This window comes from Pirellulales bacterium (genome assembly GCA_033762255.1).
GTDB lineage: Bacteria > Planctomycetota > Planctomycetia > Pirellulales > JALHPA01 > JANRLT01.
Map to the genome: position 1 here is coordinate 19657 of JANRLT010000070.1, position 23174 is coordinate 42830.

The following is a 23174-nucleotide window of genomic DNA, read 5'->3' on the forward strand; positions in this document are numbered from 1 at the left end:
ATAGTGCGGACATGGGGGGCAACGTGACGTGCTAGCACGTCCCCACTTGCCCAAGTCCGCCAGAAAAGCTATCTTTTCCGCCCACTGGTTTTTTCTGTCAACAGCTTGCCTGATTGGGCCATCCTTTGCCAAATTGCAAATTCGTACGGGAAAAAGGAATTTCCATGCGCTGTTATCGCCTTTGGACATTGTGCCTGCTGAGCGCCACAAGTCTGGTTTTTGGCCCGCAACTGCTATTAAACGCCCAGGTAATTGTCCCCGGGACCGGCACCAAGATCGCCGTCGCGGGGGACGATTTTGAGGATGAATCCTGGGCGTATATTCCCAATAACCCCAAAAGCAGCGATGAAGATGACGAGAATAGCCGTTTTCCCGCGGGCTATTCGGCCAATCGCCGCTGGTTTGAAGGGGTCAAACGGGGGCATCCCGATCTGGTCAAACGGATCGATACTCCCGCCGGAGGCCTAGCGGGCAGTAAGGGAGCGTTATTACTGCAGACGCTGCGCTCGGGTATTCCCAACCAATTTTTGAATAAGCCGATGCAGGACGACTTTGTGGCAAATGTGATTAGCAACACCGGCGGAATGCTGCATGTGTCGCGCAGTCCGAATGTCGTTTGCCGCGTTTATCTGCCTCCATTTGAGCAATGGGAACGCCGCAGCGGCAATACGTTTGGATTTCGGCTGGCTTGCCGGGGAAATCCCACCCGCGCGACAAACTCCGAATTCAAAAATAGCGATGGCACAGAGACCTATTGGCCCGGCTTCTTTATTTGGCATACCATGCCTAGCCCCCAGCGAAAAATGGAGGAGTCGGCCCATTTTATTTTACGGGCCGGACCCGTGGGGCAGGATTTTCGCGGGCCGGAAATCACCAGGGAACAATTGGGCTGGTGGACCTTGGGGCTTTCATGTTCTCCGGATGGGGCAGTCCACTATTATGCCAAACAAGGAATCGAGAATCTGACGCCGGAGGATTGGATCGCCACCGAGCGTCCCTATGGCTATCGCTGCACGCACATGGAAACTTTCTTTTTTAACGTGTTGAATCAGGATAACGGCCGCACGTGGTCGACACCCTGGGTGATTGACGACCCGAGTGTTTATTACACCGGTCCGCAAATCAATCCTCCGACCGTTAAACAGCAAACCGTCCGGCAACAGCCCGCACGGCAACAAACAGTCCGACAACCTTCCCGTTCGACTCCCGGCGCTTCCCAAAAATCCGCTGCAAAAAAGAAGTCAACCGCGGGCCGTTAAAGAGCGGGGTAAGCTACATTGACGCTTTATCGTCCCGCGGGATTGGCGCCGTCACGCCACTTGCGGCCCATCAGCCACCGCCAGCGCAAAAGGCAACTGTGCTAACCACGCCAGTAACCTAGGGCGCAGGGGAAGTCCGTCATGGGTGGTTTCCCCCCGGCAAATGGTTGAATCAGCCCCGAGGATCTGTTCCAGCCAGGATAGTTTTTGGCGCGCGGCCAGCAGAAATTCGTCATGTACCCGTGGGGCCAGCGGGGCGCTGCGCAGGACCACTTGATCAGTCGTGCGTTCTCGCTGCAGGCGGATCAGTTGACCCGCCTGGGCCTTATACAATTCTCCCCCCGCGTAAGCCCGCCGCAGTTTTCGGTTGCTGGTAAAATGGTAAGCGGGATCCTCGCCAAAGAAGAAACTGGCCGCGCCATTCGCGCGAAAGCCAGTCACAATCGGCGGTTCTCCGGTCGCGGGCAAGTATTCGCCACGCATTACCAACGCGCGGGCGTCACGCAATAAATCTTCGCGGGGAAGTTCTTGCCGGGCCATGAGTGCCACATTCCCTTTGCCGGGGGATAGGATGCGCGGTAATGCTTAGTGCCGCGGGCGGGCGCGGGCGCGTAATTTTTGGCTGGCCTGTTCCAAAAATTCCCGGTCCCGGCGCGATAGCGAAGAGAGTCCCGCCAGTTTGACACGGCTCAAAATTTCGTCCAAGCGTTCTTCTTCGGTCGGCAGGGGTGGCGCATGCCATTCGGTGGAACCTTCGGGCGGATAAGTAAATTCCTCTGGTTCTCCATCTTCCAGCCAGTCCGCCGCATCCGCCAATTCCTCATCCATCGGGGGATCGCCATCCAGGACATCTTCCGGAGGAAAAGGCTTGGTAGTGCGGCGATTCTTGGCAAATGGCTGGGGACGTGGTTCGATGTCTTGCTCGATGACCCCCCTCGCTTTGCGCGGTTGATCATCAATCCAGGGAAATAACTCGCTTTCGTGATGATTGTCGTGGTCCCAACGCCGGTCGCGACCTTCGTCGGCAATCCAGCTTCCGCTGGACCAATCGGCAAAAGCCGCAAATAAAAGCCACGTGGCCAAGCACATCATGGCCAACCATCCTGGCAAGTACCACAACTCGATCAGGGGCAATAAACATGACAACACCACTAGGCCCGCGCTGGTCAGCATCATGCTGCGGGTCACGATCAGAATGGTACCCCGGCGGGAAAATACCGGCCATAAAACCGCCACCAAAGCCCGCCCCCCGTCCAAGGGAAGCGCGGGAAACAAATTCAATAAAAACAAACCGTTCCACCAACACCAAAGTTTCATCGCCACCAGGCCCAAGGGGCCTTCTTGCACGCCCTGGGGCAGAAACGGCGACAGGACCAAGTCAAGGCAGTTAATCCCCTGCCAAGCTAATAAAATAGCCGCCGCCAAGCCCAGAATAAAATTCATTCCCGGTCCGGCCAACGCGTAAGAAAACTCGGCCTGGGGTTCCTGGGAGAGGCGCGGGGCCGCCATATTGCCCAGCGGAGTGCAGACATAATCCTGGAGTTTGCCGCCAAAATGAACCAAGGCATAAACATGCCCCAGTTCGTGCGCCGCCAGCGCCAAGACCCAAGTCAAAAAACCGACGCACCACAGGGTCGCGCCCCGCGCGGGATCGGCCAGTTGCGCCACCTGCCAGGCAAATAACCAAAACAAGACCGTCGTCACATGCAGGCGAAAATGGATTCCCCGCCACGTGCCAAGCAATATTGTCCAAGAAAAACGGTCACGCATATCGCACCGTTGGAGATCCCGCCCGACGCACAAACTGTCAAATAAACCACTGCTACTGATTTTATCAAGCTCGGGGGCTAGAGACAAACTGGCTCCGACAGGGAATTTGCCAATTCCTCTGTGGCACATTATTCGCCCTCTATTGGCATGACCCCGGCTGACCGCCGTTGGTGGAAAAATTTGCACAAAAAACGCCGGGATTCCCCGCAAGAGCACCCCTTCCGGCGCGCTTGGTGTAACATAATGACAGATTCGCACATGTTGAACTCAACTATTATTTTCTTAACTCCACTTTTATGGCAGATCGACTAGTTTCTCCGGAATTGTTATTGGCTACTCCCCGATTTACCGTGGTGCGGCACACTTTGACGCTGGCCGATGGCTCCCTCCTAAAAAAGGAAACCATCCAACACCCCGGAGCGGTGGTAATTTTGCCCTGGTTTGACAACCAACAAGTCGGCCTCATCCGTAATTTTCGACTCGCCGTGGGTGACACGCTGTGGGAACTACCCGCCGGGACGCTGGAGCCGGGGGAAACCCCCCTCGCCAACGCGCAACGCGAATTACGCGAAGAAACCGGCTACACCGCGGAAAAATGGACACCCCTGGGTGAAATGCTCATGTCCCCCGGAATTTTGCACGAACGGATGCATTTTTTTGTGGCGGAGCAACTGCAAGCGGGGGGGACGGCCTTGGAACCAGGGGAGTTAATAGAAAATGTCCGACTTCCCTGGGAATCAGCGCTGGGCATGATCGATCGCGGGGAAATTCTTGATGCCAAGACGGTTGCCGCGTTGTTGCTGTGGGAACGGCGGCTAACCCAACGGCTTAAGCAAGCTGGGGAAGATAGAAAAGCTTAGGCGGAAAACCAGCCTAGTTCAGCCACCACCCTAAGAGCCAAACCCGTGGCTGGTCAGATCGCCATCAATAGTCCCCCACATCCCCCCCGTCTGCGCGCCGACCGACCCAATCGCGCTGATCACGGCGACCAGGATCAAGGCCAGCATCACAGCGTACTCGACGGCAGTGGCCCCCGTCTCCTCACGCAAAAATTTTTGACCGGCGGCTAACATGGCACACCTCGATGCGGAATTGCCTGGTTGGAATAACCTTCCACCCAAGATAAAACTTATCCCAGAAACGGGCGGAGTCAAAAGCGACCCCCCCTTCATGAGTCAAAATCACCTCTCTGTCCAATTTTTTTGGTCCATCTCGACGGCATTGTAACGTTTATTCCGGTTAGATGGTTCAATCGGATTGCGGCGCACCATGGCTGATTTGCCCAAGGCGGATAGAGAACCTTGACAATAAACTAGCCCGTCGGTTGGGCCATGACCGCGTGCGGCTGATAATGCGCCTTGGGGGGGATATGCAAGTTTCGCCGGGGATTGCGGTATAAAAGTTCGGCTAATAACCGTCCACAGCCTCCTTCTGCCGGTTCCCGCCGATAATGCCATTCGCGATCGGTGGGAATCCAGCGTTCTTCCAGCGGCCAGGGGTCAAAAGGCTGGTAGCCCAACGCCGCGGCCAGTTTGCTAGAATTCATGCTGACATTTCCCGCGCGCGGCGGCATCGGCCCCGCCTCGATCCGAGGAATGCCGTGCAGCAAATGCGGATCGTACCCCCCCACGCGATTCACAATCTGGGCGATTTGATATAGGCTGAGCGCCCGCGTTCCCCCGGCGTGATATAGACCTTGAATGTTCGGGCGAGCCAGGACAACTTCGCATAGTTCATTCAGGCAATCGGTAAACGTGGGCGTGCGGACCTCGTCAAAATAGAGCGTGGCGGGCTTGTGCTTTTTAAAGCGGGATTGGATCCAATCGATCGCCCCGGCGTGGCCGTTAAAGCTGATTCCCATCGGCAGGGAGATGCGTAAAATTGCCGCCGTGGGATAATCGGCAAGGATTAGTTCCTCCGCCGCGACCATGCTTTGCCCATAGGCGGTGACGGGGTCGGGGATAGCGGTTTCGAGATAACCGCCCGAGCCGACTCCGCTAAAAACCAAATCGATTGATAGGTGCACATAGCGAGTATTCCCGCCGCGCATGACGGCCAGCAGGTTTTTGACGCCGTCCACATTGATCCGCCAAGCCATGGCGGGGTCGAGTTCGCAGCTTTTGAGGGCGCAGTTGCCCGCGGTGTCCAGCACGCTGCGAAACTGAAAGCGGTCAAATAGTTTTTCGAGCGTGGCGCGGTCTTCGGCATTGCAGACGACCACGCCGGGACCGACGAGTCGCCAGTTATCCGCCTGGCGAATCCCCACGACCTGGCTGCCATACCTGGCATAAAAATAAGGGAGCGCGTTATAGCCCGCGACGCCGGAAATGCCGGTAATCAGCAGGGGAAGGGGAAGCGGGGGGACGGAATATGAGTTCATGTACGGCATTGAGGGTTTATCTTTACAGTGTGTACAGCGGAGCTAGGGTTGATACTGACCGTTAGATTTCTCGCTTTGCACAGCACTGCTTTTTATTGAAATTTCGCTTGGTGGCCGCTGGCTTGTTTTGCGGGCCAACGGCCCGGTTCAAAGTCGTGGTTTACAAACAGTAGTGCGAATTCCTTAGGGTTTAAGGATCGTAATCATTGTAGTTTAGACGGTGTCAGCCGCTGCGCGGAGGTCTCGCCCCGTTTGCATAAAATGCATGCGGTGTTTATACCTGAAAAATCCCGTAATTCAGGCGGCAAAGGTGATTTGTGACAGGTTTTTAGAGAAAGTAAAACTGCCCCAGGGGTGTTTCAAAGTTGAAGATTGGAGTTAGTCAAATCAGCCGCCGGGTGCTAGCCCACGCTTAAAGCCACTCCAACTTGGGCTATGATCCACTGTTTTTGGATTGTACAGTGAGCTTCGCGGTACTCCCTCTCCCTTTAGGAGAAAGCAGGGGCGTGGGATTTCTACCGCAACGCGGTTGCGTAACTCAGCCCAGGGTTACCGCGCAGCGGTTTCCCTGGTAAAACGGCAAGCGAAAAAATTTCTACCGCAACGCGGTCGCGTCATGCCCAAATTCACTATCGATTTTTCGCAGATTTGCAATATGCTGGCCGCGCTAGATTTCGCTAGTACGCGGAATACATGCGAAAATAGTGTGACAGTTTAGAAACCAACAGGTAAAATGGAGTTTGTGTATTAACAATGCGCGTGTGAATGGGGGCATAGATGACTAATATTAACGTAGCCGTAAAGTTTGGAATCGTTCGTCAACGATGTCATAACAGCCTGGTGAGCATGAGATTTAGATGCCGACTATCTTGCGAATCGGACCATATCGATTCTACTTTCATAGCCATGAACCCAATGAGCCGCCGCATGTCCATATTGATCGGGACGACTTATCGGCCAAGTTCGGGCTTGAGCCAGTAGGACTCGCTCGAAATCTCGGATTCAAACCCTCGGAACTGCGTCGCATTCAAAAACTAGTAATGCAACATCAACCTGAAATCGTGGAGGCCTGGCATGGGTATTTTGGCACTTACGGCTGATGAACGAGTCGCCGACGTCAAATTTACGAAAGATACATTGAGCGTGGCCCTGAAGGATGGGCGGACCATCATCGTTCCACTCGCTTGGTATCCACGGTTATTCAACGCGACTGTCGCCGAACGAAAAAACTGGCAAATCGCAGGTGGGGGTTATGGCATTTATTGGCCCGATATTGATGAGGATTTGAGCACCGAGGGGCTACTCCGCGGCGCTCCCGCCCCGTTATCGGCAAAGGTCAGTACCCAGAAAAACCCTAGCCGCCGCACAAAGCGGTGAATGGGAGGGTGGTTAAGTCATATAATGAATCCAAAGCTATTGCACCACCAACCGCGATATCTTGATCGTTAGTTGACTTTCAAATGCATCGCATTCACTCAGATAACCGGCCCATCCGTGCTTTTCCTAAAGACCACCCCGCACGCGCCACACTGATTGCCCATATTAAGTGTCGTCGACAATGCATAGGTCGTGAGATTGCGTGGCCGGGCCACGAGGCTGAAGCAATCGACCAAGAATGGTATTCTGTGATTGACGGCAGAAAGAGTAACTTCTCTGGTTTTGCTTACTCATATCTAAGTTTCGATCTCGTTCTGCACGAATGGCTCGATCAAGAATCGCCGTTCGACGCGCATCCTACGCTCGCCCACATCTCCAAACTTTTGGGTATGCTTAACGAATGCGAGAGTGCTTGCGGGAAAGACGAAAACAACGGTGTCCTCCAGCTAATACCCATCGTTCGTAGGTTTCTCACCCTTTGGGATGCCGCAACTAGACATCGTGAGTCGCAAAACGATACTTACGCGCAGAACATCTAGCCAGTCAGTCGGTTAATTGAGCGAATGGCTGAAACAGCATAAAATGCGAAAATTGTGGGACGGCGCACACAATATGCCGAGCGTATACTGCGATTCAGGTTAGCATCGGCGCGATCTATTTCACGGAACAGTAAATCAGTTATACCCCACGAGTTCACATATGGCAGACAGCGACGAAATGGAGACGGTCACCGATCGAGACGACGCGACCTGGATTGCTGATCAACGCAAGATCGTCGAGACATACCTGCAGCATCAAGGTTGCGAGCATGCCGGTGTTTCTTTGGAGCCGCGATGGTACTTGTATCCATATCTAGCTCTCTGGGCCGTGCGATCCAAATTGAATCCCCAGTTGGTTGGGTGGTGGGCAATATCTGGTGATGTACCGACTGATTACATGGCAGCGGCTCGCGAACTGCGAAGCATAGCGGATGTTCTTGCTGCATTTGGTAGGTTATGGCTCCAATCAGCCGAAGCAATGTCACGAGGGGAGCACACGGGAAAAGGCAAGCCTGAAAACGCAATTGAAGTTGCTCCCTTACTGCGTGTTCGAGCAGAGATGATGCAAGAGCTTGCGGAGCAGGTTCGAGCCGAAGAGAGTGAAGAATAATCTGTGAGAGAATATCACCCTACGGATGGTATCGCGGTTGGTGTGTCGTCACTCATTTTTTCTGTTATGTGCATAAGGAAGCGACAATATGTCAGACAACTGGATTACGATTGTACCTGAGGACCCTCGATTTGTTCCCGATGTTTTGAAACAGCGACTTGCACGCGATCGGTTTGCAGAAATTGCACCCGAGGCGGACGAAATCAATATCAAGGTCTCTGAGAATATTAATTTCTTCGATTGTGGAGCAAACTTCGAACGAATCTGTTGTCCATCATGTGCTGCGGAAATCCCGGTCGAATGGTGGCAAGTCCGTATGGATGAAGATCACGATAATGGATACAAACTTGCCCCGTATGCCTCGCCCTGTTGTGGAAAAGTGTTAACGCTGAATGAACTTATTTATGTATGGCCACAAGGATTTGGTCGATTTGCGCTCGATGCAATGAACCCCAAAATCGGCAAGCTGGAAGACAAGTTTAAGATGGAAATGGAGAAGATACTTGCCACTAAATTGCGTGTAATTTATCAACATCTATGATGACCGAGAATTTTAAACGTTTGCTGATGATTGAGGGCGCATCTGGTTTCACGCGGTAAATGCCTAAAAGGTGCGCGGGAATCTATCTTTTTATCTTCACATCGATCCTCTCCGCCCACGTTTTACTGGGTCATTTCCTAGTTTAACATCTCCCCCCTAATCCACATAATCGTTAAACTTTACCAGCACTCCGCGTCGATTATTGGCAGGGAAGCCGAAAATCCTGGGTTGGGGTTTTATGCCCACCTTTGCCTGTTAGACCGCGAAAAATCGCCAGGAGCTGTCATGACCACCGCGGGAATCAGTGGCTGGAATACGTCGGTGGATGGTTCCCCGCGCGGCAAAAAAGGGGAAGAGTCCGCTAGCACGTCCTTTGCGCGATTATTGCAAGCATTTGGCGGGGGTGCCGCGCCCACCAGCGAGTCCCCGGCGGCCGGAACGGAATCCGCAGATCCCCTGGCTGGCGTCGCCACGATCTCCGCCGACCCCGCGCTGGTGGAGCGCTACGATAACGATTTGCAGCTATTGCGCGAGCGAATCCAGGAAATCCTGGCCGAGCTAAACCTGCCCAGCGATGCCGGGCTGACCATTCAGCAAAGCCTGAGCAATAACCTGACCGTTACCGGAGAGGAACCCGCCCGCACCGAACTCGAAACAGCGCTCAATGACGACCCACGGTTGCAACGCTTGTTCCAGGCGGTCAAAAGCCAAGCCGAGCAGCTTGCCCCCAGCTTTGACACCGAGGGAGTATTACCCACCGCGGGCCTAGCGGCGGACGGCAGCATTCAATTACCCGCGCGGTTTTCCCTGCAGATTGAAAACAATCGTATCTCCGCGCGCGTGGGCTAGGGGGTGGAGTACTGGAGAAATGGAGTAATGGAGTAGTGGAGTAATACAGTTCTGCTCCCCTGCCCCCCTGCTCCCCTGCCCCCTCCGCTCCCCCATAATCCCACTCTTTGAATCACTTGTTCGGGGTAGCGTAAACAATCGTCCCCGTCGAGGTTTGCAGTTCCGCTCCTGGTGGCAAATTGCGCCGCAGATACGCCAGGCCCAGGCTGGCCGAGCTATCCGGCAGGGGAGCGATCGACGTGATCCGCCCGACTGGCTTCTCCTGATAAAATAGTGGCAAGGGAGTGGTGCCTGTTAGCCGCTCTGGTGACCATATACGCCGCAGCAATTGATTGACATGTCCCAGGGCATCAATTCGGGCCACTGTTTCTTGGCCCAGATAGCACCCCTTGGTAAAGGAGATGGCTTGCTGGTCGCGGGCGACTTCTTGCGGTAAATTTTCCGTGGTAATATCACCCCCAAACCAGGGATACCCCCCTGCCACGCGGAGCAGGTCAAACGTCTCCCATGGGGCGAACAACTCCGCCGCTGGCCGCTGGAACGTGCTTGCCATCCAGGCTTCGGCAGCGTCGGCCTGTGCCAGCGGCGTGCGCACTAGCCAGGACGGTACGGGAAGCCAATCGACCTGGGCCATCCACAGGTTAAATTCATGTCCCGCCGGATCCTGCGCGCGGAGTTCGCTGCTGATTAATGGTTCCTCTGGCCAGGTTGTGATACCGGCTAGTTGCCATGTAGCTTCATTACCGCAGACCAGCCACGTCGCAACCGCGTTGGTCTGATCGGCCAATTCCACCTGTTCGCGAATGATGTAGCGATCCCAGTGGGGTAGCAGTGTGGCCGCCTGACCCGCCACGGTCATATATGCTAATTCATTTGGAAAAGCCCAAAAGATTCCATGCCCCAGCGTGTGCCCCTTGGCCGTGCAAATGAAGGCCTCTTGCCCCCGGCCCTCCGCCAATTCCCGCACCTTATGGGTGCAAAAGTTATTGGCAAACGTCAGTCGGTCCCGCCCCGCCAGGGTCAGCCAAGTAAGCTGGGAGCTCATTCGCACGAGCAGGGGATATGTCAATTGTGGCAGGGCTGGAGGGGATGGCTGGTCCATGTTAATTCCTTCCCGCTGTGGGCTGGGGCAATGGTTCCAAGTCCACAAATTCCGCATGATGAAAGACGCAACCGCTGGCTGCCGTTTCACAGAGCCGTTGCAAGTCCTCATCTTCCACCAGGGGATGCCAGCCCAGGTCGCTCACTAGATGTTCTGGTAATTCACTCGCTAGGGCCAATCGTGCGTGTTCGCGGGCGTTTTGCAAAATTTTGGCCATTTGCCACCCTGGGACCTTTTCTCGTTCCAGGACTTCCGGCACTTCGTCGGCAAATCCTGATTGCGCCCATTCCAGCACTCCCGCCGGTGGCATGACGGACAGATCGGTGTAAAGCGCCAGGCTGCCGCCACGCTTGACATATTGCAAATACCTTGCTAATTGCAAAACCACATTTTCCCAACTGGAGCTGGTAGCACCATTTAGCCCGGCAATCACCAATGGGACTGGAGTTCGCAAACCGGCTCCCCATGCTTGACGGCCAAAATCGGCTCCCCACTGACAGACAGAATCCAACATGCCAGCGGAAACAGCTAGCACATCCCCTGCCGGTCCAGGAACCACTTGCACGCAAAATTGCACGCCTAAGAGCCAATCGGGGGAGTGGGTAATTTCTGGAGCCTTGCCTGACTTGGGTGGCTTGGCGGATTTGAGTGGCTTGGGGGATTTGGTCAGATTGGCCAAGCTGGCGTTAATGGCTCGCCCACGAGCGGCCAAATCGGAGAATTCTGGATACAGCAAACTGCGCTGCACGGGAGTTTTTCCTGTCAGATCCGTCGTTGAATTCGAGTTCGTCCAGCTTGCGCAGCCCACGGGAATAATCAAATCCGCGTCCAGCAGTCGTCGGTTAAAGTAAATCGGCGCCGCGGACTCGTCAGCGGCCAGATAGCCCAGGTCGTTACGTTGATCGGGATGGTGCAGCGCCAACGTGGGTGCATCGGAGCTTTCCGCTGGCCAAATCTGGCGTAGTTGTGCGAGTTGTGCCTGTGCGGCGCCATCCAAAAGGACGGTAAGCCGCGCGGCGTCAACATTTTGGGCGAGTAAATACTTGCAAATTGCCGGGACGATCGTTGCGACCTGGGGCAACTGGGGATCGACAGCTAGCACGATTTGGTCCCCCGGAACGGTTGCCGCCGCCAAGGGGGGAAAATCACGCGGATGATGCAGGGCTGTTTGTACAGTCGAGGCCAAGTCCGCGACTGCGGCGAGCGTGGGGAGTCCATAGTGCGTCAGTCGACAACTGGTGTCAACCGGCACAAGAATCTCACTTTGCTGGCCATATTTTAACCGTGCTGGCATGCAAGCCGACCCGCGCGACAGGTGTTAATTCGGGGAGGTTATTAAATTAGGGTATTTGGCATCATAGCCCCCCATGTGCAGGGGTCAAGGCAGGGGATGTTGGTCAAGGCTGCTCCGGTTCGTACAAGGAATTCGGTTGCTAGCCCATTCCCAGGGAGATAACGAGAGAATTGCCTGGTCACCAGGTGTCAGCGGCGTATTTCCTGCTAAACTCCCCCAGATCGAGCTTTACGCAAAACCTCTGGAAAGAAATAATTCCCCAGCGGAAGACTCTCTTGATTATTTTTGCTTGATTTTTGCCAGCATGTGCCATGAAACTGCCGCTCAAAATATTGGTCCTGATGATCGGGTTGGGGATGATTTCCTGCGCTGGACTGCCCGGTTGCGGAAGAGCTGTTCCCGAACCTAATTCCCAACAACCCGCCGCAACGGTGGCTAATAATACCACTGGCGGAACAGTTCAGCCACCCGCGCAAGGTGCTTCCTCCACCGCCCCGCCGATTACCGATTCGGTCAATTTTGTGCCAAAATCCGTTGTCCCGGCGGGAACGCCTGTTGCAGCTCCGACTACAGCCCCCATTCCCCTGGCGGCCGCCGATTCGGCGGTGGGAATCTTGCAACGGATGGCGCAGGCGTACCGCGTTGCGGAGACTTACGCCGATCAAGCGTACGTGCGGCAAAAGTTTGTGCGCAATGGCCAGGAATTTACATTAGAACAGCCGTTGCAGGTTGCCTTTGCGCGGCCCAACAAACTGCGGCTCGAGTGTTATACGTTGAAACTGGTGAATGATGGCCAAACCGTGCGCGGGGCGGTGGAAAATACCGAAGGAGTGCTGGAGTTGCCCGCGCCGGGACAACTGACGCTGGATAACCTGGTGTTAGACGCGACCATGCAAAACATCATCAACCAGGGCTTTGCCGGGACACCGTTGCAGCCTTTGTTGCTGTTGGGTGATGACGCCTTATCGATGATTTATCAACCCAGCCTGCAACCCCGCTTGGCGGTCGAGGGGCGGCATGAAAACCGCCTGTGCCACCGGGTGGAAATTCCCTCTCCCGCGGGTGTGTTGACTTTGTGGATTGACCAAGAGAGCTATATTTTGCGGCGGGCCGATTATCCGTTGGATGGCCTGCGGGGCGAACTGGAAAAGGGGGGGCCGGTGTCGGATTTGCAAATGTTCGCGGATTTTTCGCAAGCACAGTTCAATTCGCGGCTCGCGCCAGAGGCTTTTCAATTTGCCGTCCCTCCCGGCGCGCTGCTTGTCAAGCGGCTGATCTCCTTTCCTCCACCGTTGTCGCCGACGCCCCTCCTGGGAAAACCGGTTCCCAACTTTGAATTTGTGGCGCGAAATGGAGATAAAATAACGCCCCAAACCATGCGGGGAAAAATTCAGGTGCTCTTGTTTTGGGGGGTGGACAATCCCGCCAGCCGACAAATCTTGCCGTTGTTTGCGGAACTTGCCCAGCGCTACGGGGAGATGTCCGCGCAGCTCGCCTTTACGCCCGTCAATGTGGATGACGCCCAGGTCACGAACGAGACCATCGCCAACACCTTGTCCCAGTTAAACATTACTTTGCCGACCTTGCGCGATCCGCAATTGGATGCAAAGAAATCACTAGGCGTGGACGTTATTCCTTCGCTGCTAGTCCTGGATGCCGCGGGGAACATCGAGCATCATTGGCCGGAATTGCTGCTAAATATGGCTAGCACGTTGCCGCCGTTTTTGGATGCCCTGTTGGCGGGCAAATCCACCGCCGCCGCCTCTTTTGAGGATTTTCAGTTACGTCTGGCCGAATATCGCCGCTATCAGCAAATGCCTCCCCAGGCACCCGGGACCGTGGCCGAAATTCCGCTGGCTCCCGCGGCGACCCAGGCCAGTGCCCCCAGTAAACATCGTTTGGAACCGCTGTGGAAATCATCCGCGGGACAATTGGCGCAGGGAGGTAATATCTTGGTCATCGAAGCGGGCGCCGGCGACCCCCAGGTGTTGGTATTGGATGGTTCGCAGGCGGTTTGTCAATTCGATAGCGCGGGCAAATTGATCCAGCGGCACGAGTTGGGCTTGCCCCCCCAAACACCGGTGACCACCCTGCGTACCGCGGTCGGCGCCAACGGCCAACGTAGTTATTTGTTATTTCATCCGTTTGAAAAGCATGTCCATCTCTTTAATGAGCAATGGCAAAAGACGCTCAGCTATCCCCAACCACAGCAACAGGGGCAAGATCAAATTACGGATGCTCAATTGATTGACTTGGATGGCGACGGCGAACTGGAAATTGCCCTGTCGTATACCGGTCTGACCGGTGTGCGGCTGGCCAAGCTGGATGGCACCGACCTGGGGGGAAACCGCAAGGATATCCAGTTTGGCCTACGCCTGGCCTATAGCGAACCGGACGCCCAGCGGCAGCGTCTGCTGTTTTGTTCCACGGCACAGGGTAATATCGTGCCGCTGGATTTCCAGTTGCGGGCCGCCACCCCGTGGACCATTCCCGATGTGCGGCTCTTTGGAATTGTCGGCGGAGATGTGCAACCTCTGGGCGTACGGCAGTACCTGGGTTATACCTTGGCGGCCAGCAGCGCCACGCGCCTCTTAGCGCTGGATAAGACGGGCAAGCCGCTGTGGAGTTATGATCTGCCCGCCGGCGTGCACCAGGTGCCGATCGACTTTTTATGCACGACCCCTTTGGTAGGCCAGGCCAACCGCGCATGGTTGATGGCGGGGGCGGATGGCTCGATTCATTTGGTTGATGCGGCGGGAACGTTGATTGATAAATTTGCCACTGGACAGGTCCTTAGCGGGATCGGGGGATATGTGACCGCGGATGGCCGACAGTCGGTCATTTTGACCTCTAGCGGCCAGGAACTAACCGCCTGGAAACTGACGCCGCTAGAGTCCGCCAGCCAAAAATAGTAGAATGTATTTCTCTCAATCCGTGAGAGGGTGGAATGGAGTTTGGAGTTTAGAGAAGTGGAGTTGGGTGATGATGACATTGTACTCCTCTCACTCCGTGAGAGGTGCAGAGTGAAGGAGACTTAGAATGGCCGTATTTAGCGTCTCAACACCGAACGGCGGTAATAGATACATCACACGGAGTGTGATGATGACATTGTACTCCTCTCACTCCGTGAGAGGGGTATCGGCTGCTCGCGATAAATGAGGATGTTTTGCGGATTGCCAGGTTTTGTTGCAAATCAAAGATTATCCCATGACCACCGCCACCACCGAAAAACAGCTCGATTTGCCCGCTTATGCCCGGGAAGTGGCCTCCGCCGCCCGCGCGGCGTCCGTGGAGTTGGCCCAGGTCTCCTCCGCCGTAAAAAATGCGTGGCTGCAAAGCGCGGCGACTGAATTGCGAGCGCAGACCGAAGCCATCCTGGCCGCCAATCAACGCGATCTGGCGGCCGCTCCGGATTACGGCTTGACCCCCGCCGCGGTGGATCGATTAAAACTAACGCCGGCGCGGATCGCGGCCATTAGCCAGGCCCTAGTAGAGATCGCCAGCTTGCCTGATCCGGTGGGCGAACTCATCGAAGGCCACATCCGCCCAAATGGTTTGGAAATACAAAAAGTACGCGTCCCCCTGGGTGTGGTTTTTTTTATCTATGAGTCGCGGCCTAATGTGACGGCGGACGCGGCGGCGATCTGCCTGAAGAGCGGCAACGCGGTGATCTTGCGGGGGGGGAAGGAAGCCGCGCACTCCAGCCAGGCGATCGTGAAAATCCTGCGGGAGTGCCTGATCCGACACGGTTTGCCAGCGGCGGCGGTGCAGATTGTGGAGACGACGGATCGGGCCGTGGTGGGGCATTTTTTGGAATTGGCCCAATACATTGATGTGGCAATCCCCCGGGGAGGAGAAGCCCTGATTCGCCGCGTCACGGCCGAGGCCAAAATGCCGGTCATCAAACACTTTGACGGCAACTGCCATGTGTATGTGGATGAACACGCCGACTTGGATCTGGCCGAGAAAATCATCATCAACTCGAAATGCCAGCGCATGGGTGTGTGCAATACGGCGGAATCGCTAGTGATTCACGCGGCGGTGGCAAAAGACTTTTTGCCCCGCATCGCCGCGGCGCTGGCCGCGCGGGGCGTGGAATTGCGGGGGGATGAACGCACCCGGCGGATGGTGCCCGCGGCGACACCCGCCACCGAGGAAGATTACGGCAAGGAGTATTTGGGACCGATACTTTCGTGCGTGGTGGTGGACACCCTTCCCGCGGCGATCGAGCATATCGGACGGTATGGGTCCAAGCATACCGACGCCATTATCACGCGCGACTTGGCCGCGGCCCGCGCTTTTGCCGCGCGGGTGGATAGCTCGGCGGTGATGATCAATGCCAGCACCCGTTTTAACGACGGGGGGGAATTTGGCTTGGGGGCCGAGATTGGCATTAGCACGGACAAGTTTCATGCGCGTGGTCCTTGCGGACTCAAGGAATTAACCACGTACAAGTATATTGTGTATGGAACGGGCCAAATTCGCGAATAGCGGCCCGATTCCGTCGCCACGCCCCTAGATGGATGTCGGCAATAGGAATTTTAGCGCAAGGAAGCCACGCATGGCCGATCTGTTAAGTCAAAACGAAGTCGAAAGCCTGCTTTCCGCCATGGAGACGCAGGCCCCGGCAAAAACATCGACCCTCTTGCCGGAAAGTCCCGCCCACCCCGTCCCCCGCGTGCGCGAGAAAGTCACTCCGTATGACTTTAAGCGTCCAGAGCGCGTGGGCAAGGAGCAAATGCGCTCCCTGCAGTCCTTGCACGAGGGGTTTGGGCGAAATTTTGGCGCGTCATTGTCGGGCATGCTGCGCAGCATCGTCGAAATGAAACTCACCAGCGTGGACCAACTGACCTACAGCGAATTTGTGTTCAGCCTGGAAAATCCCACCTGTTTTAACGTGCTGCGGGCCGATCCACTCGAGGGAAATCTGATCCTAGATATCAATCCGGCAATTTTGTATCCAATCATCGACCGCATGCTGGGGGGGGGAAAGGACTCTGGCCCAATTTCACGCCGGCCGCTGACCGAGATTGAATTACGGTTGGTGGGGCGGATCACCACGCTGTTTTTGGAAGAGCTGAAGCACGCTTGGGAAAACGTCCTGGAGCTAAATTTGTCCCTGGATCGCGTGGAAAGCAATCCGCAACTGGTTCAAATCGTCCCTCCCAATGAAGTTGTCATCTTGATCTGTTTTGAGCTGACGCTGCAGGATGTGCGGGGAATGCTTAGCCTGTGCATTCCCTTTAATAGCATCGAACGAATCGGTAACAAGCTTACCGCCAATAATTGGACCTATGGGCGTAAATCGAGCACGCCCGAAACCGTGGAGGCCCTCAGTCGGCATCTGCGGGGGGCGCTGGTGGAAATGGAAGTCCAACTGGCCGAAACAAAAATCACGACAGGAGAACTGATCGGTCTGCGGGTGGGAGATATCATCACCACTAATAAAGACCAGCGCGAAGCACTGGCGGTGCTGGTCTCGGGTGTTCCCAAATTTTCGGCCAAGGCGGGGGTCTTTAAAGGGAATAAAGCCATTCAAATCGAGCAGGTACTAGTGCGTGAGCCAGCCCCCCCATCCACCCCGGCCCCCGCCGCCTCCCCGACTGCCGCTCCCCCACCCACGGCCAAGAAAAAGTAACCACCGAACATTCCTTAGCCAGCGGCGTCAGCAAGGGACCACACTCAGCCCGCCGCGTTAGCCAGGGACATTTGATTTGGTATTTCAATTTTCAGATCAGAGATTTGAGATCCCATATTCGAGATTTCAAATTTCAAATCTGAGATTTGGGAACTTAATACTCCCTTACGTTTTCGTGATCTACTGCTTCGTACCGCCAGACTGCTTCGTATCGTCAGAGTTGGCCCGCCGGGCAAAAAAGACCGCTCCCCCTAATACTGCCAAGGCCGGCAGTTGCAGGACCAAATTCCCCCAAAATTCTTCATCTGATTGACGTGAGCCCTGCACCAGCACCAGCGTCGTAAAGCAAGCCAACGCCAGCCACGCATAGGGTAACGACCGACTGGTCATCCGCATGGCCAGGATTAATAAAATCAGCCCCCCGATAATGGATATCTGGTCAACCCACAACGCATCATTAAAGATCGCTTCCACTTTAAAGCGGATATCATCGGGCTCTCCTTTTTCCTCTGCTGTCGCCCGCTTGAATTCTTGTTCAATGATTTCCGTCTTGCTGATGTACGACAAAATGTGGGTAAGTACCACTAATAATCCCACCGTCCCCACCAACAGTACCGCCAGCGTGTGGGCCAGGCGGGGCGTTAATAACTGCTCCACGCCTAAACGGTCACTCGCGCCCGGCAGGGGTAATTTGACCGCCGCGGCGGTTTCCTTCTCCTCCGGCGGGCGGAACTTATGTTTTTGTTTTGCCATAAAGCATGCGTTTGATAAAAAACCATGATTGCCGCGGGAATTAAACCGCCAGCCGTGGAGTGGTGGGTCAAAACGATGTTCCGTTTAACCCGCCGCGGGAATCAAGTTGCCTGTTTGGGGCAAGGTGGCCCTGCGGCGGGGTGGCCCGCCGGCAAAGATCGCCAGTACCGCCTCTACCAGCATGAGCGCGGCCAAAACCAAAAGCACCACGCCGGCCCAGGCGACCGGATCGCTGCTCCATCGCCAGCTTTGCGCCGTCGAGTCCCAAAACTTGGCCCTGGTCATGGTCATTAGCGCCCAACTGCTCATTACGTACATCCAGACGGTTGGAATTCCCGTGACCAGCCATACCCACATCGCCCTGCGCGTTCGCCACAACCAGACGGTCACGCCCAAGAGCGTTAGAGCGGCCAACAATTGATTGCTAGCGCCAAATAAATCCCAAAATGTCCGCCACATGGGCTGGGGTTTGCCGTTGACCACCAGCGGATCCAGCAGCACAAAATAAAGTGGCACACCCGCGGTCAAAACAGTGCCAATCAAGCGTCCGATCCAATCGGGCCGGCCGATCAACTCTTGAATAATAAACCGGCCCAACCGGACGCAGACATCCAGCGTGTCAAACACAAATGTGCTAAACGCCAAGAGCGCGAATGACGCCGCCAGCGTCGCCGGAATGCCAAAGGACTGCACAAACGAGCCGATTCCGTTGGCATAGACCGCGTTAGGCGATTTACCCGTCAGGGGGGAATCCGGAGCCAGGATCATCACGCAGGAGAGCGAAATGATGGCAATCATCGCCTCCAGCAGCATCGCCCCATACCCGATGGGCTTGGCGTCGGTTTCCACCCGGAGTTGTTTAGAAGTAGTCCCGCTGGCGATCAGCGAATGAAATCCTGAACACGCGCCGCAGGCAATCGTAATAAACAACATGGGGAACAGATCAACCGGCCCTTTGCCCAGTACATCCACCCGCCAGCCACGAAATTGGGGGTATTGAATCGTTTGCGGAGTTAGCAGCATCCCCACCGCTCCCGCAGCCAGCGCCACATACAAAAAATACCCCCCTAAATGTCCCCGTGGTTGCAAAAGCAGCCACACCGGCAACACCGCCGCCACCAGGCAATAGCCCAAAAGAATCACATCCCACAATTTGTGGGCTTGAACCTGGCTGATTCCCAACAGGGATTCTAAGTCCAGCGGCAAAAAAGGCCCGGCATAAATGGCCAGCCCGATCAGCGGCACAAAAATTAGCGTGGCCATCGTCAGCGATAGCTTTGTATAACGCAGCAATATGCCCATGATAATCGGCAGCGCCAGATAGATGAGCGAAGAGGTGGCAATGGCCGCTCCTTGAATTTCGTGTCTGGTGGGGGGCTGATCGGCGGAAACGACTGCCTTTTCGCCGGATTCTAGATTAAATGTTCCCACAAAGGACTGCGCCGTGATGTCCGTGAACGCCACGATAATGTACACCAGCGCGATCCAGATAAAACTGAGAAACAGCAGGTACGACCGCTGGCTCATGTGTTGGCGGACAACCTCGGCAATGGACTGGGCCTTGTGCCGAATACTGGCTACCAGAGCCGTCAAGTCATGCACACCGCCAATGAGAATGGAGCCCACCAAGATCCAAATGAGCGCCGGTAGCCACCCAAAAGTGATCCCGGCCAGAATGGGTCCGACGATCGGTCCCGCCGCGGCAATTGCCGAAAAATGCTGGCTGAGCAAAAATTTGGAGTCGGTCGGCACATAATCCAGATCATCGCGCAGTTCCACGGCGGGCGTCTTTGTGCGCGGGTCTAGCCGCAGCAGTCGCGCCAAAAGCGTCCCGTAGGTCCAATAGGCCGTTAATAAAATTCCCGCCGCTCCGAGGGCAATTCCCGCCAACGTCATCGTAAAGTTCTCCCTAGTTGTGCCGTCCCCAGTTTAACACGACCGCCAGAGTTTCGCAGCACTCCTTTGTTTTCCTTGGCAAAAGTCCTATAATTGCCCGCTTCGCGACACTGTGTTCCTGTTCCTAGCGAACGCCAGGGACGCTTTTGGGTCCCAACATTTTTGCCAAATAATCCCTCCCCTTTCCACTTTTGCCAGAGGATTCTTGCATGCCCGAACAGTTGGTCATCATCGGCAGCGGTCCGGCCGGCTGGACCGCCGCCATTTACGCCGCGCGGGCGAATCTGCAGCCGTTGCTCTACGAAGGGGCAATAACGCTTGAAAACCAAGTCAATAGCACACTCCCCCTGGGTCAACTCGCTCTGACCACGGAAGTCGAAAATTACCCCGGATTTCCCGCAGGCGACCTCGAGTCGTACCTGGACCATGCTATTTTGCCCGCCCGCCGCGAACTGATGGCCCCTCATATGAAAGAAGGGGTCAGCGGCCCGGAACTCATGGAATTGATGCGGCAACAGGCACTCAACTTTGGCACGCGAGTGGTCACCGACGACATCGTCAGTGTGGACTTTAGTGATCGGCCGTTTCGGCTGCAAAGTCTTGCGGGGGAATCGCTTACGGCAAATTGTGTCATCGTCGCCACGGGCGCGCGGGCCAATTACCTGGGCCTGCCCAGCGAAGACCGATTCAAGAATCGCGGGGTAAGCGCCTGCGCCGTATGCGACGGGGCGTTGCCGCGCTTTCGCAAGAAACCGCTGGTGGTGATCGGAGGGGGTGATTCGGCGGTGGAGGAAGCGACCTACCTGGGCAAGTTTGCCAGCAAAGTGTATCTGGTCCATCGCCGGGATAAGCTGCGGGCGAGTAAGATCATGGCCGAGCGGGCGATGAACGACAAACAGATTGAAATTGTCTGGAACCACGAATTGGCCGAGGTCCTGGGGAATGATCAACAAGGGGTCACCGGGGTTCGGCTAAAAAATACCGTGGATGGCAGCGAGCAAGAGCTTGCCGCGGGGGGGATGTTTTTAGCTATTGGACATACGCCGAATACCAAGTTTCTGAATGGCCAATTAGCCACCACGGAAAAAGGGTACGTGCGCTGGACGGTCCCTTTCCGGACAAATACCAGCGTGGAGGGGGTCTTTGCCGCGGGGGATGTGGCGGACGACTACTACCGCCAGGCGATCACCGCCGCGGGAAGCGGCTGCATGGCGGCCCTGGACGCCGAGCGCTGGCTAGCGGGGCACTAAGTGGTTTTTGGTATATGGAATTTGGTGAGGCAGAGAGTGGTGACAAGCCGCGAATTGAAATCTCCAGATTTCAAATTTGAGATTCTTGATTTCAGAAATGCATTTATCACTGAGGACTGGAGCAGACACGGAGGCGCACGGAGAAGCATAAATAGGACGCGGATGCACGCGGTAGCGCAGCAGATTTTCGCGGAACTGTAATTGGAAATTCTTAATGCAAGAACTGGAAACAAACTACTTTATTAATACCCGACTTCATTTCTTCTCTGTGAATTTCTCCGTGTACCCAGTGTCTCAGCGGCTTATGAATTTCCTCGGTGGCTTAGAAATTTTATGACTGACAACTTCTCCGTGCCGCTCCTGTCTTTATTCCGCGACTCCGAGCTAAACGAATTCCTATTTGTTTTCATTTTTGAGTAACCCATGACTACTCTTTCCATCAAGGCGGCATTGCAACCCGCGGCCATCGGTCAATCCGTCACCCTCCGCGGTTGGGTTCGTACCCGTCGTGACTCCAAGGGAGGGTTCTCATTTATCGAGCTGAACGACGGCACCAGCCAGGCAAATCTGCAGGTCGTGGCCGAGGCCGCGCTGCCTAATTACGAAAGCGAAATCAAAAAGCTGGCAGCCGGTTGTAGCGTCAGCATCACCGGCGAACTGCGGGCTTCTCCCGCCAAAGGACAGGCGACGGAACTGCTGGCCAAAGAGGTCGTCGTGCATGGTTGGGCGGACCCGGAAACCTATCCCCTACAAAAAAAGGGGCATACCTACGAATTTTTGCGAGGGATCGCCCATTTGCGGCCCCGGACCAACACCTTTGGGGCGATCGCCCGCGTGCGCAACCGGGTCAGCTACACGATTCACCAGTTCTTTCAGGAACGGGACTTTTTGTATGTTCACACGCCGATTATCACGGCCAGCGACTGCGAAGGAGCGGGAGAACTCTTTCGCGTGACGACTCTCGACCTGGAAAAGCTGCCCAAAACAAACGACAAGGTCGATTATGCTAGCGATTTTTTTCACAAAGCGGCGTATTTGACCGTCAGTGGTCAACTCAATGGCGAGACCCACGCCTGCGGACTGGGTAAGATCTACACCTTTGGGCCGACGTTTCGGGCCGAAAACTCCAACACGTCGAGACACTTGGCTGAATTTTGGATGGTAGAGCCGGAGATGGCGTTTTATGACCTGGCCGACAACATGGACCTGGCCGAGGCGTTTCTCAAGCGGATCATCAGCGACGTGCTAACTCACTGCGGCGACGAGCTGACGTTTTTTGTCGAGCGGGTGGAAAAAACGGTGCGGGACAATCTGGAAAAAGTGGTTGGCAGCGAGTTTGTCCGTTGTTCCTACACCGAGGCGATCACGCATCTGGACAAGGCCAGCCAAAAGTTTGAATACCCGCACGAGTGGGGGCGCGACCTGCAATCGGAGCACGAACGCTATCTGACCGAAGTCGTCTTTAAGAAGCCGGTTATCTTGTATGACTATCCGCGGACGCTCAAGCCGTTTTACATGCGGGTCAATGACGATGGCAAAACCGTCCGGGCGATGGATATTTTAGTCCCTGGCGTGGGAGAGATCATCGGCGGCAGCCAGCGCGAAGAACGCCTGGACCTGCTAGAGTTGCGGATGCGGGAGCAGAATCTCGACCCCGCGGCTTATGGCTGGTACAGCGACCTGCGGCGTTACGGCACGGTCCCGCATAGCGGCTTTGGCCTGGGACTGGAACGAATCCTGTTGTTTTTGTCCGGCATGGGAAACATCCGCGATGTGATCCCGTTCCCCCGCACGCCGGGGAATGCGGAGTTTTGAGTGTAGGGAATGGGGAACGGGGAACTGGGAACGGGGGATGGGCGTTTAGCCGCGACGCGCAGCGGAGCGCGCCTGGGAGCGGCCTTTTGCTAATAGCGTGG

20 protein-coding genes are annotated in these 23174 nt (G+C 55.6%); 12 read left to right on the forward strand and 8 right to left on the reverse strand.

Annotated elements, in window-relative coordinates; all coding sequences use genetic code 11:
* Positions 1–164: 164 nt before the first annotated feature.
* Positions 165–1259, forward strand: coding sequence for a hypothetical protein (locus tag SFX18_19230; protein ID MDX1965287.1), 1095 nt, complete (start codon positions 165–167; stop codon positions 1257–1259).
* A gap of 51 nt (positions 1260–1310) precedes the next feature.
* Here the strand turns inward: SFX18_19230 and SFX18_19235 are convergent, their stop codons facing one another.
* Together SFX18_19235 and SFX18_19240 are read right to left on the reverse strand one after the other, a co-directional pair.
* Entirely contained in the window at positions 1311–1808 is a 498-nt protein-coding gene (locus SFX18_19235) for a hypothetical protein (protein MDX1965288.1), read from the reverse strand.
* Positions 1809–1844: 36 nt separating this feature from the next.
* On the reverse strand, positions 1845–3029 hold the full coding sequence (locus SFX18_19240) for a hypothetical protein (protein ID MDX1965289.1): 1185 nt from the start codon (positions 3027–3029) through the stop codon (positions 1845–1847).
* A 296-nt stretch (positions 3030–3325) separates the two neighbouring features.
* Here SFX18_19240 and SFX18_19245 point away from each other — a divergent pair, with 296 nt between their 5' ends.
* A complete protein-coding gene (locus SFX18_19245; protein MDX1965290.1) occupies positions 3326–3889 on the forward strand; it encodes an NUDIX hydrolase in 564 nt (187 codons plus the stop codon).
* A gap of 30 nt (positions 3890–3919) precedes the next feature.
* Here SFX18_19245 and SFX18_19250 read toward each other — a convergent pair whose 3' ends face one another.
* Positions 3920–4102, reverse strand: coding sequence for a Flp family type IVb pilin (locus SFX18_19250; protein MDX1965291.1), 183 nt, complete (start codon positions 4100–4102; stop codon positions 3920–3922).
* A 239-nt stretch (positions 4103–4341) separates the two neighbouring features.
* Positions 4342–5409 carry a sugar nucleotide-binding protein gene (locus tag SFX18_19255; protein MDX1965292.1) on the reverse strand — a complete coding sequence of 356 codons (1068 nt, stop codon included), beginning with the start codon at positions 5407–5409 and terminating at the stop codon, positions 4342–4344.
* 857 nt (positions 5410–6266) lie between these two features.
* Between SFX18_19255 and SFX18_19260 the strand changes: the two genes are divergently transcribed.
* The 5 genes from SFX18_19260 to SFX18_19280 all read left to right on the forward strand — a co-directional run bounded on the left by SFX18_19260 (position 6267) and on the right by SFX18_19280 (position 9325).
* The gene (locus SFX18_19260) at positions 6267–6509 is read left to right on the forward strand and encodes a DUF4160 domain-containing protein (GenBank protein MDX1965293.1); all 243 of its coding nucleotides are present in this window, start codon (positions 6267–6269) and stop codon (positions 6507–6509) included.
* On the forward strand, positions 6484–6786 hold the full coding sequence (locus SFX18_19265; protein ID MDX1965294.1) for a DUF2442 domain-containing protein: 303 nt from the start codon (positions 6484–6486) through the stop codon (positions 6784–6786). The genes SFX18_19260 and SFX18_19265 overlap by 26 nt, the downstream gene beginning before the upstream one ends.
* A 699-nt stretch (positions 6787–7485) precedes the next feature.
* A complete protein-coding gene (locus SFX18_19270; GenBank protein ID MDX1965295.1) occupies positions 7486–7935 on the forward strand; it encodes a DUF4826 family protein in 450 nt (149 codons plus the stop codon).
* Between the two features lie 88 nt (positions 7936–8023).
* Positions 8024–8476, forward strand: a complete 453-nt coding sequence (locus SFX18_19275) for a hypothetical protein (GenBank protein MDX1965296.1) — start codon at positions 8024–8026, stop codon at positions 8474–8476.
* 285 nt (positions 8477–8761) lie between these two features.
* A complete protein-coding gene (locus tag SFX18_19280) occupies positions 8762–9325 on the forward strand; it encodes a hypothetical protein (protein MDX1965297.1) in 564 nt (187 codons plus the stop codon).
* Between the two features lie 112 nt (positions 9326–9437).
* Here SFX18_19280 and SFX18_19285 read toward each other — a convergent pair whose 3' ends face one another.
* Positions 9438–10427, reverse strand: a complete 990-nt coding sequence (locus SFX18_19285) for a hypothetical protein (protein MDX1965298.1) — start codon at positions 10425–10427, stop codon at positions 9438–9440.
* Between the two features lies 1 nt (position 10428).
* Positions 10429–11721: a lactate racemase domain-containing protein gene (locus SFX18_19290; protein MDX1965299.1), complete on the reverse strand. Its 1293-nt coding sequence runs from the start codon at positions 11719–11721 to the stop codon at positions 10429–10431.
* A gap of 311 nt (positions 11722–12032) precedes the next feature.
* Here SFX18_19290 and SFX18_19295 point away from each other — a divergent pair, with 311 nt between their 5' ends.
* From SFX18_19295 to fliM, 3 genes are all read left to right on the forward strand, one after another.
* Positions 12033–14633: a redoxin domain-containing protein gene (locus SFX18_19295; protein MDX1965300.1), complete on the forward strand. Its 2601-nt coding sequence runs from the start codon at positions 12033–12035 to the stop codon at positions 14631–14633.
* A gap of 295 nt (positions 14634–14928) precedes the next feature.
* The gene (locus SFX18_19300) at positions 14929–16212 is read left to right on the forward strand and encodes a glutamate-5-semialdehyde dehydrogenase (protein MDX1965301.1); all 1284 of its coding nucleotides are present in this window, start codon (positions 14929–14931) and stop codon (positions 16210–16212) included.
* Positions 16213–16282: 70 nt separating this feature from the next.
* Complete coding sequence (gene fliM / locus SFX18_19305; protein ID MDX1965302.1) at positions 16283–17359, forward strand: flagellar motor switch protein FliM; 1077 nt, start codon at positions 16283–16285, stop codon at positions 17357–17359.
* A gap of 180 nt (positions 17360–17539) precedes the next feature.
* On the opposite strand, the gene SFX18_19310 is transcribed toward fliM, so the two are convergent.
* Both SFX18_19310 and SFX18_19315 read right to left on the reverse strand, forming a co-directional pair.
* Positions 17540–18112 (reverse strand): hypothetical protein, encoded by a 573-nt coding sequence (locus tag SFX18_19310; GenBank protein ID MDX1965303.1) that lies wholly within the window; start codon positions 18110–18112, stop codon positions 17540–17542.
* Positions 18113–18196: 84 nt separating this feature from the next.
* Entirely contained in the window at positions 18197–20008 is a 1812-nt protein-coding gene (locus SFX18_19315) for a carbon starvation CstA family protein (protein MDX1965304.1), read from the reverse strand.
* Positions 20009–20217: 209 nt separating this feature from the next.
* Here SFX18_19315 and SFX18_19320 point away from each other — a divergent pair, with 209 nt between their 5' ends.
* The gene (locus SFX18_19320; GenBank protein ID MDX1965305.1) at positions 20218–21258 is read left to right on the forward strand and encodes a thioredoxin-disulfide reductase; all 1041 of its coding nucleotides are present in this window, start codon (positions 20218–20220) and stop codon (positions 21256–21258) included.
* A 423-nt stretch (positions 21259–21681) separates the two neighbouring features.
* Positions 21682–23073: an asparagine--tRNA ligase gene (gene asnS / locus SFX18_19325; GenBank protein ID MDX1965306.1), complete on the forward strand. Its 1392-nt coding sequence runs from the start codon at positions 21682–21684 to the stop codon at positions 23071–23073.
* Positions 23074–23174 lie beyond the last annotated feature (101 nt).

Bases quoted from the DNA above. Each gene is read 5' to 3' on its own strand.
- SFX18_19230 (MDX1965287.1), top strand. From the start codon at position 165: ATGCGCTGTTATCGCCTTTGGACATTGTGCCTGCTGAGCGCCACAAGT.
- SFX18_19240 (MDX1965289.1), bottom strand. From the start codon at position 3,029: ATGCGTGACCGTTTTTCTTGGACAATATTGCTTGGCACGTGGCGGGGA.
- SFX18_19245 (MDX1965290.1), top strand. From the start codon at position 3,326: ATGGCAGATCGACTAGTTTCTCCGGAATTGTTATTGGCTACTCCCCGA.
- SFX18_19250 (MDX1965291.1), bottom strand. From the start codon at position 4,102: ATGTTAGCCGCCGGTCAAAAATTTTTGCGTGAGGAGACGGGGGCCACT.
- SFX18_19255 (MDX1965292.1), bottom strand. From the start codon at position 5,409: ATGAACTCATATTCCGTCCCCCCGCTTCCCCTTCCCCTGCTGATTACC.
- SFX18_19260 (MDX1965293.1), top strand. From the start codon at position 6,267: ATGCCGACTATCTTGCGAATCGGACCATATCGATTCTACTTTCATAGC.
- SFX18_19265 (MDX1965294.1), top strand. From the start codon at position 6,484: ATGGGTATTTTGGCACTTACGGCTGATGAACGAGTCGCCGACGTCAAA.
- SFX18_19270 (MDX1965295.1), top strand. From the start codon at position 7,486: ATGGCAGACAGCGACGAAATGGAGACGGTCACCGATCGAGACGACGCG.
- SFX18_19275 (MDX1965296.1), top strand. From the start codon at position 8,024: ATGTCAGACAACTGGATTACGATTGTACCTGAGGACCCTCGATTTGTT.
- SFX18_19280 (MDX1965297.1), top strand. From the start codon at position 8,762: ATGACCACCGCGGGAATCAGTGGCTGGAATACGTCGGTGGATGGTTCC.
- SFX18_19285 (MDX1965298.1), bottom strand. From the start codon at position 10,427: ATGGACCAGCCATCCCCTCCAGCCCTGCCACAATTGACATATCCCCTG.
- SFX18_19290 (MDX1965299.1), bottom strand. From the start codon at position 11,721: ATGCCAGCACGGTTAAAATATGGCCAGCAAAGTGAGATTCTTGTGCCG.
- SFX18_19295 (MDX1965300.1), top strand. From the start codon at position 12,033: ATGAAACTGCCGCTCAAAATATTGGTCCTGATGATCGGGTTGGGGATG.
- SFX18_19300 (MDX1965301.1), top strand. From the start codon at position 14,929: ATGACCACCGCCACCACCGAAAAACAGCTCGATTTGCCCGCTTATGCC.
- fliM (MDX1965302.1), top strand. From the start codon at position 16,283: ATGGCCGATCTGTTAAGTCAAAACGAAGTCGAAAGCCTGCTTTCCGCC.
- SFX18_19310 (MDX1965303.1), bottom strand. From the start codon at position 18,112: ATGGCAAAACAAAAACATAAGTTCCGCCCGCCGGAGGAGAAGGAAACC.
- SFX18_19315 (MDX1965304.1), bottom strand. From the start codon at position 20,008: ATGACGTTGGCGGGAATTGCCCTCGGAGCGGCGGGAATTTTATTAACG.
- SFX18_19320 (MDX1965305.1), top strand. From the start codon at position 20,218: ATGCCCGAACAGTTGGTCATCATCGGCAGCGGTCCGGCCGGCTGGACC.
- asnS (MDX1965306.1), top strand. From the start codon at position 21,682: ATGACTACTCTTTCCATCAAGGCGGCATTGCAACCCGCGGCCATCGGT.